The organism is Halomonas sp. 3H (assembly GCF_024206005.1).
Lineage (GTDB): Bacteria > Pseudomonadota > Gammaproteobacteria > Pseudomonadales > Halomonadaceae > Halomonas > Halomonas campaniensis.
Window position 1 is genome coordinate 2,635,082 of the sequence record NZ_CP100360.1, and the last position, 14,773, is coordinate 2,649,854.

A 14,773-nucleotide genomic window follows, 5' to 3' on the forward strand; every position below is an offset into this window, starting at 1 on the left:
AGGAACCCCCTCATGGTTCAGAACAACTTGGCCATCGGCTTCACCTTCGTGGTGTACCTGGCGCTGATGCTCGGCATCGGCATCGTCGCCTACAAGCGCACCACCAACCTCTCCGACTACATCCTCGGCGGCCGCTCGCTGGGCCCCTGGACCTCGGCGATCTCCGCCGGGGCATCGGACATGTCCGGCTGGCTGCTGCTCGGCCTGCCCGGCGCGGCCTACGTCAGCGGCATCTCGGCCAGCTGGATCGCCGTGGGTCTGCTGGTCGGCACCTGGCTGAACTGGCTGATCGTGGCGCGCCGCCTGCGCCTCTACAGCTTCAAGGTCAGCGACGCCCTGACCCTGCCGGAGTTCTTCGCCAACCGCTTCCAGGACAAGTCGCACCTGCTGCGGGTGATCTCGGCGATCTTCATCCTGATGTTCTTCCTCTTCTATACCAGCTCGGGCCTGGTGGCCGGCGGCCGGCTGTTCGAGACCGTCTTCGGCTTCGACTACCGCATCGCCGTCACCATCGGCACCCTGACCATCATCATGTACACCTTCATCGGCGGCTTCCTGGCGGTCTCCTGGACCGACCTGATCCAGGGCCTGATGATGGCGGCGGCGCTGGCCATCGTGCCGATCATCGCCTTCAGCGATCTGGGCGGGGCAAGCGGCGCCGGCGCCGCCCTGGCCGCCGAGAGCGACTACATGCTCGCCTGGTTCCGGGATGCCTCCACCGGCGAGGCGCTGTCGGTCATCGGCATCGTCAGCTCCCTGGCCTGGGGCCTGGGCTACTTCGGTCAGCCGCACATCCTCGCCCGCTTCGCCGCCATCCGCAGCGACCGCGACATCCCCGCCGCCCGCCGCATCGCGGTGAGCTGGACCGCCATCGCCCTGGTCAGCTCCATCGCCGTGGGCCTGCTCGGCGTGGGCTTCGTGCAGCGCGACCTGGCCGACGGCGAGACGGTGTTCATGGTGATGGTCAACCTGATCTTCCACCCGGTGATCGCCGGCATCCTGCTGGCCGCCATCCTGGCCGCCATCATGTCCACCGCCGACTCCCAGCTGCTGGTCTCCTCCTCGGCGCTGACCGATGACTTCTACAAGGCGATCTTCCGCAAGGACGCCAGCCAGACCGAGCTGGTCTGGGTGGGCCGCTTCGCGGTGATCGGCATCGCCGTGCTGGCCTATCTGCTGGCGCTCAACCCCGACGCCACCGTGCTCGACCTCGTCGCCTATGCCTGGGCCGGCTTCGGCGCCGCCTTCGGCCCGGCGCTGATCATGTCGCTCTACTGGCGCCGCATGAACAAGTGGGGCGCCCTGGCCGGCATCGTGGTGGGCGGCGTCACCGTGGTGGTATGGGCCGAGCTCTCCGGCGGGCTGTTCGATCTCTACGAGATCGTGCCGGGGGTGATCTTCGCCTACATCGCCATCGTGGTGGCGAGCCTGGCCACCGAGGAGCCGACGGACGCCATCACGGCCGACTTCGACACCTTCGACCAGGTCTGACCGACCGGGCGGGGCCCCGGCCCCGCCCCGTCGCACTGACGCAGGAAGCCGCCCCGAAGGGCGGCTTCCTGCGTGACGGCCCCTGCTCCCTCGAGCCGTCATATCATCGCGGCGCGCACCAGCAACACCAGGGTGAACAGCGCCAGCGCCGCCAGGCTCCATGGCGGCGAGGTGGCCCGGCGCTGCCAGTGGCGCCGCGGCACCAGCCCCAGCGGGCGCATGAAGGCCGCGCCCAGCGACCAGACGCCCAGCAGGATCACCGGCAGGCGCAGCGGCATCGCCAGGTCGCTGACCAGCTGTGGCTGCAGCAGCAGCCAGACCGCCAGGCCGGCGGCAACCAGCAGGGGAACAGCCTCGCGCCACGCCGGGTGCCGAAGGGACATCTCGCGTCTCATCTGCGCTCTCCTTGTCAGCTCCCTTCAGTCAAGACGATTCCCGCCGTTCTCGCGAGCCCCGACGCTGCGCCGCGTCAAGTGTTGTACAAGCCCGAGGCCCGACAACGGGGCCGAGTGCCCCAAAAGGGAGCGCGCCTGCCGATGACCGCGAGTCATGGGTAGCTATGGGCGCCATCGAAAAACTTTACAAGACTTTTGCAAACATCGTTTCTATAGTCATAATTGTACAAGAACGCAGGACCTCAGGCACGACGCTGCCGCCCAGAACGACGACCAAGCTCGACGAGAGGAACGACCCGATGAAAAGAACCAATCTCCTGACCGTCACCGCCATCGCCGCCGGCTTTGCCATGGCCAGCCAGATGGCCCTGGCCTACAGCGCCGGGGATATCTTCGTTCGCGGCGGCATCGCCCAGACCGACGTCAAGTCCAACAATGGCGACCTGACGGCCGACAACCTGCGCCTGGATGTTTCCGACGAGCGGGGCCTCTACTACGGCGTGGGGTACCTCGTGACCGACAGGCTGGGCATCGAGCTCAGCGGCCAGGAAAAGGTCGAGCATGACCTCACCCTCGACGGAGGCCCCATCGGCAGCGTCGACCGGATGCCGATCAATCTGATGGTCAACTACTACCCCATGGGCGGCATGGACTCCCGGGTCCAGCCCTACGTGGGTGCCGGCCTCAACTACACCCGCTTCTCCGGCGAGGAGCTCGAGGGACTGGACGTGCGCCGCAGCTATGGGGCCATCGGCCAGCTGGGCGTGGACCTGGCCGTGGCCCAGGGCCTGATGCTCAACGGCTTCGTCAGCTACGCCGACGTCTCGGCCGACGTGCGCCTGGGCGGTGCCGACATCGGCGAGGCCAAGATCGACCCCATGACCATCGGCGGCGGCATCACCTACCGCTTCTGATCACTCCGGCCTACCCTGGCGTCGGGCTCCTGCCCGGCGCCTTCGTGTCCGCCCCCTCCCCTGCGCGCCCGCGGAAAAGAACTTTCACAATTATTGACCACTCGTGACGGGACATTTGGAAACAGTGTTTCGTATAATACCTTGGTCACAGGATGCCGGACGCTCCGGCAACGCGACTTCGCGTGAAGCAACAGGGAGGATCCCCATATGCGCACCACTCGACTGATCACCGCGGCCGCCATCGCCGCCAGCTGCGCCTTCGCCAGCCAGGCCGCCCTGGCCTACAGCGCCGGCGACACCTTCGTGCGTGGCGGCTTCGCCAAGTCCGATACCCGCTCCGACAACGGGGTGCTCGACGGCGTCAGCAGCGGCGAGACCGGCTTCACCCTCGGCGCAGGCTACCTGTTCCACGACAAGGTCGGCGTGGAGCTCAACGGCTCCGAGAAGATCGAGCATGAGATTGCTGGTGATGGTCTTGCCGGCACCATCGACCGGATGCCGGTCAACCTGCTGGTCAACTACTACCCGATGGGTGGCCTGGACTCCCGCGTGCAGCCCTACGTGGGCGCCGGCCTCAACTACACCCGCTTCTCCGGCGAGCCGGAAGGCGTGGACGCCCGTCGCAGCTACGGCGCCGTGGGCCAGGTGGGCGTGGATCTCGCCATCACCGACAACCTGATGCTCAACGGCTTCGCCAACTATGCCGACGTCGACTCGCGCATCTCCGTGAACGGCGACCGCATCGGCACCGCCAAGGTGGACCCGATGACCATCGGCGGCGGCGTGACCCTGCGCTTCTGATCCGCGCCGCGCCGCACAGCGTCTGCGGTAATCGCCGTCACGAAGGACGCCGCCGGGCCCAGCCCGGCGGCGTCCTTTTTGTCTCTCCCATGCTCTGATCCTTGTGCGTTGCAGCACCACTTGACCGGCGTCAAGAAAGTTCCCGGGCGGCTTGATTAAACTTCCCGTCACCCTGGCAGGCCAGGGACTGGCTAGACCACAACGCTCAACCCGGAACCTCAAGGAGCCGCCCCATGCGCAAGCACCTCCCCACCCTGCTGGCCGCCGGCCTGGCCGCCGCCGCCTTCACCACCAGCACCCAGGCCCTGGCCTACGGCGCCGGCGACTTCTTTACCCGCCTGGGCGTGGCCAAGGTGGCACCGAAGAGCGACAACGGAACTCTTAATAACGGCCTTGCCGCTGATGTTGGTGACGATACCCGCTTCGCCTTTACCCTGGGCTATCGCTTCCATGACAAGATCGGCGTCGAGCTGCTGGCCGCCGAGCAGTTCAAGCATGACATCACACTGACCGCTCCGGATGGCAGCACGATTCCTGCCTCCACCAAGCATCTGCCGCCGACCCTGACCGTCCAGTACTACCCGCTGGGCGGCACCGCGGCCAGCGTGCAGCCCTACGTCGGCGTGGGCGTCAACTACACCCGCTTCTCCAGCGAGACGATCGGTATCGAAGGCGCTGAACTGAACCTCGACAGCTCCTGGGGCGCCGCCGGCCAGGTGGGCGTCGACCTGCTGATCAATGACAACTGGGCGCTCAACGCCGCCGCCTGGTATCTCGATATCGATACCGATGTCAGCTTGGGAACCACTGATCTTGGCAAGGTCGAGATCGACCCCTGGGTGGTGATGGGCGGTATCAGCTACCGTTTCTGATCGCCCCTCACCCCACGACGAGGCCCGCCACCGGCGGGCCTCGTTGCGTTGGCAGGCGCGAAGGCGGTACCGGCATGCGGTCGCTCCCCATCAGGCCCAGAGCAGCGTTCACACACCGTGAAATGATCCACCGTCGCGATAGGCGCTAGTATGAGTACTACATTTCCCATCAAAGGGGGCTCGACATGTCGAGCGCTACCCGCCCGATCGGTTCAACCGCGTCACCCCTCAGCGCGCCCCCCTCCCTGACCGGTTTTCCCCATCGGCCGCCCCCTTCGACGCTTCGCCCCTCTCCACCGTGGCCCCTTTCCACCGCGAAAGAGCCGGCGTGATTCGGCTAGGCTGCTACGCTTTTCCTCAACGCTTTTCAACAACGTACGGACCCGATCGATCCAGCTGCGCTGGAGACACCCCATCATCCCCAACGCCCTTGACGAAAGAACTGCCACAGGAGGCACGCATCGAGCAGGACCCCCTGGCGTGACAGGCGGCAGCGCCACGTTGCGCATGACGAAGGTGGAGTGACAACAATAAACCCGCGCCGCTACCGGACTCCGAACGGTAGATGCGTCATCCGGCCGGAGCCTGCTCCGGCCCAATGAACTGGAGGTACTTCATGGCTACTGGAGTCTGGATAAGCCTGCTTGGTTACTTTGCGCTCATGATCGCCATCGGCGTCTATGCCATGCGCAAGTCCACGTCCTCGTCCGAGGACTACATGCTGGGCGGACGCGCCCTCAGCCCCCAGGTGGCGGCCCTGTCGGCCGGGGCCTCGGACATGAGCGGCTGGCTGCTGCTGGGCCTGCCCGGGGCGCTGTTCGTTTCCGGCCTGGGCTCGGCCTGGATCGGTATCGGCCTGCTCGTCGGTGCGTTCTTCAACTGGACCCTGGTCGCACCTCGCCTCCGTGAACAGACGGTTCACTACGGCAACGCCATCACCATCCCGGAGTTCCTGGCCAACCGCTTCCCGACCCGGGCGCTCTCCCTGCGCACGGTGTCGGCCGTGGTGATCGTCATCTTCTTCGCCGTCTACACGGCCTCCGGCCTGGTGGCCGGCGGCAAGCTGTTCGAGAGCGCGTTCTCGGGCATCTACAACTTCGGTGGCATGAGCGATTACGCCATGGGCGTGGTGATCACCCTGGGGGTGGTGCTGGTCTATACCGTCGTCGGCGGCTTCCTGGCCGTGAGCCTGACGGACTTCGTGCAGGGCTGCATCATGATGCTGGCGCTGGTGATCATGCCGGCGGTGGTGCTCTTCGGCGAAGGCGGCGGCGGCTTCTCCCAGGCGTCCGAGACCCTCAATAGCGTCGACCCCACCCTGCTGTCGTGGACGGCGGGACTGACCTTCGTCGGCTGGCTCTCCGCGGTCACCTGGGGCCTGGGGTATTTCGGGCAGCCGCACATCATCGTGCGCTTCATGGCCATCCGCTCCCTCAAGGATGTGCCCATTGCCCGCAACATCGGCATGAGCTGGATGGCGATCTCCCTGATCGGCGCGGTCTCTCTGGGGATATTCGGCCGCGCCTATGCGGTGCGCAATGGCCTGGACGTCCAGGATCCGGAGACCATCTTCATCATCCTGGCGAACCTGCTGTTCCACCCGCTGGTCACGGGCTTCCTCTATGCGGCCCTGCTGGCCGCGATCATGAGCACCATCTCCAGTCAGCTGCTGGTGTCCTCCTCCTCCCTCACCGAGGACTTCTATCGCCTCTTCCTGCGCAAGGAGGCCAGCGAGAAGGAGACCGTGGCCGTCGGCCGGGTCTGCGTGGTGCTCGTCGGCCTGGTGGCCGCCGTCATCGCCTCCGACGAGAACTCCCAGGTGCTGGGGCTGGTCAGTAACGCCTGGGCCGGCTTCGGTGCAGCGTTCGGCCCGCTGATCATCCTGTCGCTGATGTGGCCGCGCACCAACGGTGCCGGCGCCATTGCCGGCATGGTGGTGGGTGCCGCCACCGTCATGATCTGGATCTCGCTGGGCTGGAACGGCTCCTTCATGGGCGGACCCGGTGTCTACGAGATCATTCCCGGCTTCATCGCGGCCATGATCGCCATCGTGGTGGTAAGCAGTGCCACCGCCGATGCCGGCGAATACCAGCACATCAATCGCTAGCAGAGCGCGCAACACGCCATCAACGTGATGAAAGGGGTCCCGCGGGAGCCCTTTCCGGCGTCGCCTCGACGCGGCGTGTCGGAACCCCAGGGAGTTCGAGCATGAACAAAGCAGACCTTCACCCCCATGACGCCATCAGCGAATCCCGTGCGCGCATCCGCGCCCGCTATTCGGCCGACGAGGCCAAGGTGCTGGATGAACTCGTCGGACAGCTCAGGCTGTCGGAGGAAGAGCGACGCCGGGTGGCCGACGCCGGGGCGAAATACGTCGAACGGGTGCGCAAGGAGAAGAAGCCGTCGATGATGGAGTCGTTCCTGGCCGAGTACGGGCTCTCCACCGCCGAGGGCGTGGGGCTCATGTGCCTGGCCGAAGCGCTGTTGCGCGTGCCCGACGCGGAGACCATCGACGACCTGATCCACGACAAGATCGAGCCCTCCGACTGGGGCGCCCACCTGGGCAAGTCCTCGTCGTCCATGGTCAACGCCTCCACCTGGGCCCTGCTGCTGACCGGCAAGGTGCTGGACGAGGATCCCAAGGGCCCGGTGCGGGCCCTGCGCGGCCTGGTGCGCCGCATGGGCGAGCCGGTGGTGCGCACCGCGGTGGGCCAGTCGATGAAGATCCTCGGCCGCCAGTTCGTGCTCGGCCAGACCATCGAGGAGGGCATGAAGAATGCCCGCGAGCTGGAGAAGCAGGGCTACACCTACTCCTACGACATGCTGGGCGAGGCGGCCCGCACCGACGACGACGCCCGGCGCTACCACGCGGCCTATGCCAAGGCGATCACCGCCATCGCCAAGCAGGCCAAGGGCGACGTGCGCGGCAGCCCCGGCATCTCGGTGAAGCTCTCGGCGCTGCATCCGCGCTATGAATACACCCACCGCGACACGGTGATGGCCGAGCTCCTGCCTCGCGCGCAGGAACTGGTGCGGCAGGCGGCCAAGGCCAATATCGGCTTCAATATCGATGCCGAGGAGCAGGACCGGCTGGACCTCTCCCTGGATGTGATCGAGGCGCTGATGGCCGACCCCAGCCTGGAGGACTGGGACGGCTTCGGGGTCGTGGTGCAGGCCTACGGACGTCGCGCCGGGCCGGTGATCGAGGCGCTCTACGACCTCGCCGAGCGGCACGACCGCCGGATCATGGTGCGGCTGGTCAAGGGGGCCTACTGGGACACCGAGATCAAGCTCTCCCAGGAGATGGGGGTCGAGACCTTCCCGGTGTTCACCCGCAAGGTCAACACCGACGTCAGCTACATGGCCTGCGCCCAGATGCTGCTCGACCGGCGCGACCGCATCTACCCGCAGTTCGCGACCCACAACGCCCATACCTGTGCCGCGGTGGTCGCCATGGCGGGCGACGACAAGGACAGCTACGAATTCCAGCGCCTGCACGGCATGGGCGAGTCGCTGCACCAGATCGTCAAGGATGCAGAAGGCACCCACTGCCGCATCTACGCCCCGGTGGGCGCCCACCGCGACCTGCTGGCCTACCTGGTACGCCGCCTGCTGGAGAACGGGGCCAACTCCTCCTTCGTGAACCAGGTGGTGGACGCCTCGATTCCCCCGAGCGAGGTCTCGAAGGACCCGGTGGCCGGGATGCAGCAGCTGGGCGAGGCCATCTCGAGCCCGCTGATCCGCCAGCCCGGCGAGCTGTTCGCCCCCGAGCGCCGGAACTCCAAGGGCTACCGGATCAACGAGCCCGCCTCGATCCTGCCGCTGCTCGAGGCGCGGGAGGGCTTCGCCGACGCCACCTGGATCGCCGGCCCGATGCTGGCTGGCAGCCCGGCACCCCGTGGCGAGGCCCGCGATGTCGTCTCCCCCGCCGACACCTCCCGGGTGGTCGGCCAGGTGCATGAGGCGACCCCGGAGGAGGTCGCGACCGCCCTCGACGCCGCCGAGGAAGGCTTCCGCGACTGGTCGGCGCGGCCGGCGGCGGAGCGGGCCGAGGTCCTGCGCCGCACCGCCGACCTCTACGAGAAGCACATCGCCGAGCTGACCGTGATCACCACCCGCGAGGCGGGGAAGATGATGTTCGACGGCATCGCCGAGGTGCGCGAGGCGGTGGACTTCCTGCGCTACTACGCCAACGAGGGCGAACGGCTGGAGGCGGAGGAGCCCGGCAGCGCCCGCGGCATCTTCGTCTGCATCAGTCCCTGGAACTTCCCCCTGGCCATCTTCACCGGCCAGATCGCCGCGGCCCTGGCGGCCGGCAACGCGGTGCTCGCCAAGCCCGCCGAGCAGACGCCGCTGATCGCCGCCCGCGCCATCGAGCTGATGCGCGAGGCCGGACTGCCCGAGGCGGCCCTGCAGCTGCTGCCCGGCGACGGGCCGACGGTGGGTGGGCCGCTGACCAGCGATCCGCGCATCGCCGGGGTCTGCTTCACCGGCTCGACCCCGGTGGCCCAGATCATCCACCAGGCCCTGGCGCAGAATGCCGGTCCCGACGCGGTGCTGATCGCCGAGACCGGTGGCCTCAATGCGATGATCGTCGACTCCACGGCGCTGACCGAGCAGGCGGTGCGCGACATCCTGATCTCCTCCTTCCAGTCGGCCGGCCAGCGCTGTTCGGCGCTCAGGATGCTCTACGTCCAGGAAGAGGCGCGGGAGCGCCTGCTCGACATGCTCGACGGCGCCATGGACGCGCTCAGCATCGGCGACCCGTGGAACACCGACACCGACGTCTCGCCGGTGATCGACGCCGAGGCCCAGACCGAGATCGGCGACTACGTGAAGGCGCAGCAGAAGGCCGGCAAGGTGATCAAGACCCTGCCGGTGCCGGATGTCGGCACCTTCGTCACCCCGGCGGTGGTCGAGGTCGGGGGCATCGAGGATCTCGAGCGCGAGATCTTCGGCCCGGTCCTGCACGTGGCCACCTTCAAGGCGCGGGACATCGACAGGGTGGTCGACGCGATCAACGACCGGGGATACGGCCTGACCTTCGGCCTGCACACCCGGATCGACGACCGCGTGCAGCAGATCGTCGAGCGGCTCCATGTGGGCAACATCTACGTCAACCGCAACCAGATCGGCGCCATCGTCGGCTCCCAGCCCTTCGGCGGCGAGGGGCTCTCGGGCACCGGGCCCAAGGCCGGCGGGCCGCTCTATGTCACCCGCTTCCGCCGCACCGCCGACGCCGAGCAGCACGAGGCGCCGACGGGGAAGACCGTGCCCCTGGGCGATCTTCAGGCGGCACTCGACGGCCTGGACGCGCGCAACTGGGCGGCGCGACCCGACCGGGTGGAGGTGCTGCGCAAGGCGCTGTCGGGGAAGCGTGGCGTGATTCGCAAGGCGCTGGCCGAGGCCGCGGCCCTGGACATGACGCCCCAGACGCTGCCGGGGCCCACCGGGGAAAGCAACCGCCTGGCGATGTATCCCAAGGGACCGGTGCTCTGCCTGGGTCCAACCCTGGAGATCGCCATCGCCCAGGCGGTGCAGGCCCTCGGTGCGGGCTGCGCGGCGGTGCTGGTCGTCCCGGGCGCTACCCAGGCCGTGCAGCCGCTGGTCGAGGCCGGGGCCCCCGCCGCCGCCCTCGACGGCAGCCTCGAGGCCGAGACGCTGACCCGGGTCGAGGGCATCGCGGCCGTGGCTGCCGCGGGGGCCAGCGACTGGACCCGGGAGCTGCGCGTCGCGCTGGCCGGTCGCGAGGGCGCCATCGTGCCGCTCGAGACCCAGACCATCGCGCCCGAGCGCTACGTGGTGGAGCGCCACCTGTGCATCGACACCACCGCCGCCGGTGGCAACGCCAGCCTGCTGGCGACCGCCGAGTAGTCGACCTGGCCGGCCCGAAAGGGCCGGCCCACCCCGCCGCTCACGTCCGGCTCAGTGCTCGGTGACTAGCCGGTCGACCGCCTCGACCGCCCGCTTCATCATCAGCCGTTCGCTGGTCCGCGCGCCCGACTGGGCCATCCAGGCCTCCACCGCGGGGGCCACCTCGCACTTCGCCGGCATCGGTGCCTGCATCTCCACCAGCGCTTCCAGACGCACGATGAACACGAAGCGCAGCCACTGGGGCAGCGACATGGTGTCGGCGCAGAACGGTGCCACGCTGTCGAAGGCGGCGGGCTCGGGGCGCTCCATGCGCCACTGCCCGGTGGCACGCATGGTCGCCTCCAGCTCGCGCAGGGCAACCGCCAGCTCCTGGTGAACGCTCATTTCGGGTACCTCATTGACATGTGGGGCCATTATCCCCGTTAGCTCGGGACCCGGCCACCCCGCACGCCCTGTCCACCGCCCGGGGTCCCCCTTCCGGGCGTCTTGTGCACAGTTCACAGTTTTCCTGAACGGGGCTGTGGATAATCTCTGGAAAGTCGCCTGCCGGCCAGGCATGACGGGGCCTTCGGCCTATCGATCATTTCCTGACCAGCGGCGTGGATCCCTGAGGACTCCTCCGCTGCTGACAGCGCTTGACCACCGCGGTAGAGTGCACGCTTCGAAAACGGGAGACGCCATGCAACCGATCCACAGCCTTCACGACTTCTTCGTTCGCAGCGGCGCCGAGGTGTGGCTCTACCACCTGGGGCGACGCGTCGAACCTTGCAGCCTGGAGACCCTGGCGGCCTTCGAGCGTGGCGAGGCGCCCTGGCCGGCCCCCTGGCAGGGCCAGGCGCGCCTGGGCCTGGTGTTTCGCCTCGGCGACGTCCGCGATCCGCTGATCTGGTTCCTGGCGCTGCCGCTGGACGAGCAGGGCCAGCTGGTGGCGGCGCCCCGCGACGCCTTCGTCCAGCGTCTGCTGGAGACCCTGGGGCGCAGCGTGGCCAGCGTCGGGCGCGAGGGAGGCGAGGCGGTGGAGAACCTGATGAAGGACAACCCGCTGGCCTTCACCCCCACCCTGCCCTTCCAGGCCGTGCTGCATGCCCGTGCCAGCCTCGACCTGGGCCAGCCGGCCAGCCAGCACCTGGAGCCGGTGGAGGCCTACCTGAGCGGCCAGCAGGCGCTGGACTGGCAGGCCCTCGGCCTGCAGGGGCTGGCCGACTTCGTCGTGCGCATGGATGTCGAGCAGCGCCGTCAGCTGGCCGCTCGCCTGCCCGCGCTGCCCGGCGAAGTGCTCACCTCGCTGTGCTACTGTCTGGAGCATGTGGCCATCGATGATGCCCTGGCCAGCGCCCTGCGGGTAAGGGGCGAGGCAGACGCCGCGGCGGGAGACGTGGAGGCGTTCTGTGCCTGCGTGCGCGCCATGGGTGGCGCGGAGGCGGCAGCGGCCGGTGCCTGGTTCGACGCCCTGCTCGCCGACCCGGACGCCTGCGGCCCCGACCTGCTGGCGGCCATGGCGGGACGCGGCTGGCATCATCTGGAGGACGCCCGGCGCCTGCCGCGCTTCCTCACCCGCCTCGCGGAGTGCCGCAACGCCGACTTCATGAGCGTGGCCCGCGACCTGGCGCTGGTCCCGAGGCTGCGCCTGCCGGTGCTGATGGCGCTGCGCGAGGCGGCACCGGACTCGGCCATCGGCCAGCGCCTGGCGGCGCTGACACGTCATACGGGGACACCGGAAGGATGACCATGAAAGAGCTGCCCTATACCCCCAAGGCGGTGATCGGCCGCCGCGAGATGATCGTGCTGCCGGAGATGCACCTGACGCTGTGTGCCAAGGCGGATACCGGCGCCCGCACCTCGGCGCTGCACGCCGAGGACATCGAGTCCTTCGAGGAGGACGGCCAGCTGTGGGTCAGCTTCACCACTCGCAGCGGGGGGCCGGACACCCCGCCCCATGTCTTCCGCATGCACCTGCATGACCGGCGCAAGGTGCGCAGCTCCAACGGGCAGGAGGAGTGGCGCTACGTGATCCGTACCCTGCTGCGCCTCGGCGACCTGGAGTACCCGGTCGAACTCACGCTGACCGACCGCCGCGACATGCGCCACCCGATGCTGCTCGGCCGCCGCGCCCTGCGCCGCCTGCTGGTGGCCCCCGGTGCCGCCTTCCTGCACGGCGAACCCTGACCTTCACCGGCCATCCGGAGCCTTCCGATGCATATCGCGCTGCTGTCCCGCAACCGCAACCTCTACTCGACACGCCGCCTGGTGGAGGCCGCCGAACAGCGGGGCCATACCGTTCGGGTGGTCGACACCCTGCGCTGCTACATGAGCATCGCGGCCCATCATCCCTCCATCCACCTCAAGGGCGAGGAGCTCGAGCCCTTCGACGCGGTCATCCCGCGCATCGGCGCCTCGGTGACCTTCTATGGCTGCGCCGTGCTGCGCCAGTTCGAGATGATGGGCACCTACGTGCTCAACGATTCCGTGGCCATCACCCGCTCCCGGGACAAGCTGCGCTCCCTGCAGCTGCTCTCGCGCAAGGGCCTAGGGCTGCCGATCACCGGTTTCGCCCACTCCCCCGACGACATCCCCGACCTGATCACCATGGTCAAGGGCGCCCCGCTGGTCATCAAGCTTCTGGAGGGCACTCAGGGCATCGGCGTCGTACTCGCCGAGACCAACCAGGCCGCCGAGTCGGTGATCCAGGCCTTCATGGGCATGAAGGCCAACATCATGGTGCAGGAGTACATCAAGGAGGCCCGCGGGGCCGATATCCGTTGCTTCGTGATCGGCGACAAGGTGGTGGCCTCCATGAAGCGCCAGGCCGCCGAGGGGGAGTTCCGCTCCAACCTGCACCGTGGCGGCACCGCCAGCGTCATCCGCATCACCCCCGAGGAGCGCTCCACGGCCATCCGTGCCGCCAAGGCGATGGGCCTGCGGGTGGCCGGCGTCGACCTGCTGCGCTCCAATCACGGGCCGGTGATCATGGAGGTCAACTCCTCGCCCGGGCTGCAGGGTATCGAGACGGCCACCGGCAAGGACATCGCCGGCCTGATCGTCGAACATATCGAGAAGCACGCCGCTCCGAGCCGCAAGGCACCGCCTAAGCCCAAGGGGTAATTGCCAGGACGGCCCGGGCCAGGCCCAATGGGGAGGAAATTTATTCCTCCCCGGGGGTAGCAAAACAGTGTTTCCCCCGCCACAATCTGCGTCACCGGAGGAGGTGACCGCTCATGTTTCTCGACAATCGCCAGGTGGCGATGGACAGCGTCCTGGAGGCGCTGGCCGACAGCATCGACTATTTCCAGGACAACCTGGAGCGCTTGCGCCCGTCCCTGCGCGACACCCTGAAGCCCCACTACGAGGCCCGGGACCGGTCGATGCACGAGTTGCAGGAGCTGGCCCGCCAGCATCTCAACATGCTGCCGCGCGACGCGGATGTGGAGCGCGATGACTACATGTGGCTTTGGAGCCGGCTGAAGAGCTTCGTCGGCAACGAGAGCCAGGTGGTGATCGGCGAACTGCTCGAGCAGGAGCGTGTGCTGATGCAGGCGCTCTCCACCCTCTACACCCATCCCCTGCCCGAACCCATCGAGCCGGTCATCGAGGCGTGCTGGAAGGGCTGCCGCGGCCTGATCCGTGAGCTCTACGCCCTGCAGAAGCAGCGCCAGCGCCGCTAAGCCCTGCCCTCTCGCTCACCCGTCCCCGATTTCCTCAGCCGTCCCCGATTTCGGCCGTCCGCGGCTCGGGCGCCGGCGGCTCCCAGGCCCGCGGCGTGATCTCCAGCGGCTCCAGCGGGCCGAGGAAGTGGGGGGAGCGCCCCCACAGGTAGAGATCACCCAGGGTGGCCACCCGCGCCACCCACTCCCTGACCTGCAGTCGCCAGACCCCCGCCACCCGCTGGGCGGGCACCGCACAGCCGCTGGCCTCCACCCCCAGGGCATCGGCGATGAACAGCGCCCGCGGCAGGTGCCACGCCTGGGTGATCAGCAGCGCCCGCTCCACCCCGAACACCTCCCGGGCCCGGGCCAGGGTATCGAAGGTGCTGAAGCCGGCGTAGTCGAGGGTCATGTCGTCGTCGGACACCGCGCGCCCCCGCAGGTCCCGCCACATGGTGATGGGCTCGTTGTAGAACCGGGTGCGATTGTCGCCGGAGAGCAGCAGGTGGTCGACGCGGCCCAGGCGGACGAGGCGCGCCGAGGCACTCATGCGGGCCTCGAAGTGGGGGTTGCGGACCCCGCTGCGCGTCCAGTGGGAGGTACCGAAGACGATCCCCACCTGCTCGGCACGGCACAGCGGCAGCTCGTGCTCGATGCGGGCGCGGGTCTGTCCCAGCACCCAGAGGTTGGCGACCACGAACAGCAGCGCGGCCAGGAGCGTGGCCGCCCCCAGCGTCATCAGCAGGCCCCGGAAGGCCGCCCACACCGTTCGCTTCATGGCACTC

13 protein-coding genes are annotated in these 14,773 nt (G+C 68.3%); 10 read left to right on the forward strand and 3 right to left on the reverse strand.

Annotated elements, in window-relative coordinates:
• Positions 1-12 precede the first annotated feature (12 nt).
• On the forward strand, positions 13-1,491 hold the full coding sequence (gene putP, locus NFC98_RS12270) for a sodium/proline symporter PutP (RefSeq protein WP_254275232.1): 1,479 nt from the start codon (positions 13-15) through the stop codon (positions 1,489-1,491).
• 98 nt (positions 1,492-1,589) lie between these two features.
• Here the strand turns inward: putP (NFC98_RS12270) and NFC98_RS12275 are convergent, their stop codons facing one another.
• On the reverse strand, positions 1,590-1,886 hold the full coding sequence (locus NFC98_RS12275; protein WP_254275233.1) for a cyd operon YbgE family protein: 297 nt from the start codon (positions 1,884-1,886) through the stop codon (positions 1,590-1,592).
• A gap of 299 nt (positions 1,887-2,185) precedes the next feature.
• Between NFC98_RS12275 and NFC98_RS12280 the strand changes: the two genes are divergently transcribed.
• The 5 genes from NFC98_RS12280 to putA all read left to right on the forward strand — a co-directional run bounded on the left by NFC98_RS12280 (position 2,186) and on the right by putA (position 10,347).
• Positions 2,186-2,800, forward strand: a complete 615-nt coding sequence (locus NFC98_RS12280) for an OmpW family protein (protein ID WP_254275234.1) — start codon at positions 2,186-2,188, stop codon at positions 2,798-2,800.
• Between the two features lie 207 nt (positions 2,801-3,007).
• A complete protein-coding gene (locus NFC98_RS12285; RefSeq protein WP_254275235.1) occupies positions 3,008-3,601 on the forward strand; it encodes an OmpW family protein in 594 nt (197 codons plus the stop codon).
• A 233-nt stretch (positions 3,602-3,834) separates the two neighbouring features.
• A complete protein-coding gene (locus tag NFC98_RS12290) occupies positions 3,835-4,473 on the forward strand; it encodes an OmpW family protein (RefSeq protein WP_254275236.1) in 639 nt (212 codons plus the stop codon).
• Positions 4,474-5,089: 616 nt separating this feature from the next.
• A complete protein-coding gene (gene putP / locus NFC98_RS12295) occupies positions 5,090-6,580 on the forward strand; it encodes a sodium/proline symporter PutP (RefSeq protein ID WP_254275237.1) in 1,491 nt (496 codons plus the stop codon).
• 101 nt (positions 6,581-6,681) lie between these two features.
• Positions 6,682-10,347, forward strand: coding sequence for a bifunctional proline dehydrogenase/L-glutamate gamma-semialdehyde dehydrogenase PutA (gene putA, locus NFC98_RS12300; RefSeq protein WP_254275238.1), 3,666 nt, complete (start codon positions 6,682-6,684; stop codon positions 10,345-10,347).
• 51 nt (positions 10,348-10,398) lie between these two features.
• Here putA and NFC98_RS12305 read toward each other — a convergent pair whose 3' ends face one another.
• Entirely contained in the window at positions 10,399-10,731 is a 333-nt protein-coding gene (locus tag NFC98_RS12305) for a YqcC family protein (RefSeq protein ID WP_254275239.1), read from the reverse strand.
• Positions 10,732-11,026: 295 nt separating this feature from the next.
• Here NFC98_RS12305 and NFC98_RS12310 point away from each other — a divergent pair, with 295 nt between their 5' ends.
• The 4 genes from NFC98_RS12310 (at position 11,027) to NFC98_RS12325 (ending at position 14,009) form a co-directional block, all read left to right on the forward strand.
• Complete coding sequence (locus tag NFC98_RS12310; protein ID WP_254275240.1) at positions 11,027-12,073, forward strand: DUF3549 family protein; 1,047 nt, start codon at positions 11,027-11,029, stop codon at positions 12,071-12,073.
• Positions 12,074-12,075: 2 nt separating this feature from the next.
• On the forward strand, positions 12,076-12,513 hold the full coding sequence (locus NFC98_RS12315; RefSeq protein ID WP_183332772.1) for a RimK/LysX family protein: 438 nt from the start codon (positions 12,076-12,078) through the stop codon (positions 12,511-12,513).
• A gap of 27 nt (positions 12,514-12,540) precedes the next feature.
• A complete protein-coding gene (gene rimK / locus NFC98_RS12320) occupies positions 12,541-13,449 on the forward strand; it encodes a 30S ribosomal protein S6--L-glutamate ligase (protein ID WP_254275241.1) in 909 nt (302 codons plus the stop codon).
• 113 nt (positions 13,450-13,562) lie between these two features.
• Positions 13,563-14,009: a hypothetical protein gene (locus NFC98_RS12325; RefSeq protein ID WP_183332768.1), complete on the forward strand. Its 447-nt coding sequence runs from the start codon at positions 13,563-13,565 to the stop codon at positions 14,007-14,009.
• A gap of 34 nt (positions 14,010-14,043) precedes the next feature.
• Here the strand turns inward: NFC98_RS12325 and NFC98_RS12330 are convergent, their stop codons facing one another.
• Entirely contained in the window at positions 14,044-14,766 is a 723-nt protein-coding gene (locus tag NFC98_RS12330) for a vancomycin high temperature exclusion protein (protein ID WP_254275242.1), read from the reverse strand.
• Positions 14,767-14,773 lie beyond the last annotated feature (7 nt).

Excerpts from the sequence above, each read along its gene's own strand:
- rimK (WP_254275241.1), top strand. The coding sequence starts at position 12,541 with ATGCATATCGCGCTGCTGTCCCGCAACCGCAACCTCTACTCGACACGC.
- NFC98_RS12315 (WP_183332772.1), top strand. The coding sequence starts at position 12,076 with ATGAAAGAGCTGCCCTATACCCCCAAGGCGGTGATCGGCCGCCGCGAG.
- NFC98_RS12280 (WP_254275234.1), top strand. The coding sequence starts at position 2,186 with ATGAAAAGAACCAATCTCCTGACCGTCACCGCCATCGCCGCCGGCTTT.
- NFC98_RS12275 (WP_254275233.1), bottom strand. The coding sequence starts at position 1,886 with ATGAGACGCGAGATGTCCCTTCGGCACCCGGCGTGGCGCGAGGCTGTT.
- putA (WP_254275238.1), top strand. The coding sequence starts at position 6,682 with ATGAACAAAGCAGACCTTCACCCCCATGACGCCATCAGCGAATCCCGT.
- NFC98_RS12305 (WP_254275239.1), bottom strand. The coding sequence starts at position 10,731 with ATGAGCGTTCACCAGGAGCTGGCGGTTGCCCTGCGCGAGCTGGAGGCG.
- NFC98_RS12325 (WP_183332768.1), top strand. The coding sequence starts at position 13,563 with ATGTTTCTCGACAATCGCCAGGTGGCGATGGACAGCGTCCTGGAGGCG.
- NFC98_RS12330 (WP_254275242.1), bottom strand. The coding sequence starts at position 14,766 with ATGAAGCGAACGGTGTGGGCGGCCTTCCGGGGCCTGCTGATGACGCTG.
- putP (WP_254275232.1), top strand. The coding sequence starts at position 13 with ATGGTTCAGAACAACTTGGCCATCGGCTTCACCTTCGTGGTGTACCTG.
- putP (WP_254275237.1), top strand. The coding sequence starts at position 5,090 with ATGGCTACTGGAGTCTGGATAAGCCTGCTTGGTTACTTTGCGCTCATG.
- NFC98_RS12310 (WP_254275240.1), top strand. The coding sequence starts at position 11,027 with ATGCAACCGATCCACAGCCTTCACGACTTCTTCGTTCGCAGCGGCGCC.
- NFC98_RS12285 (WP_254275235.1), top strand. The coding sequence starts at position 3,008 with ATGCGCACCACTCGACTGATCACCGCGGCCGCCATCGCCGCCAGCTGC.
- NFC98_RS12290 (WP_254275236.1), top strand. The coding sequence starts at position 3,835 with ATGCGCAAGCACCTCCCCACCCTGCTGGCCGCCGGCCTGGCCGCCGCC.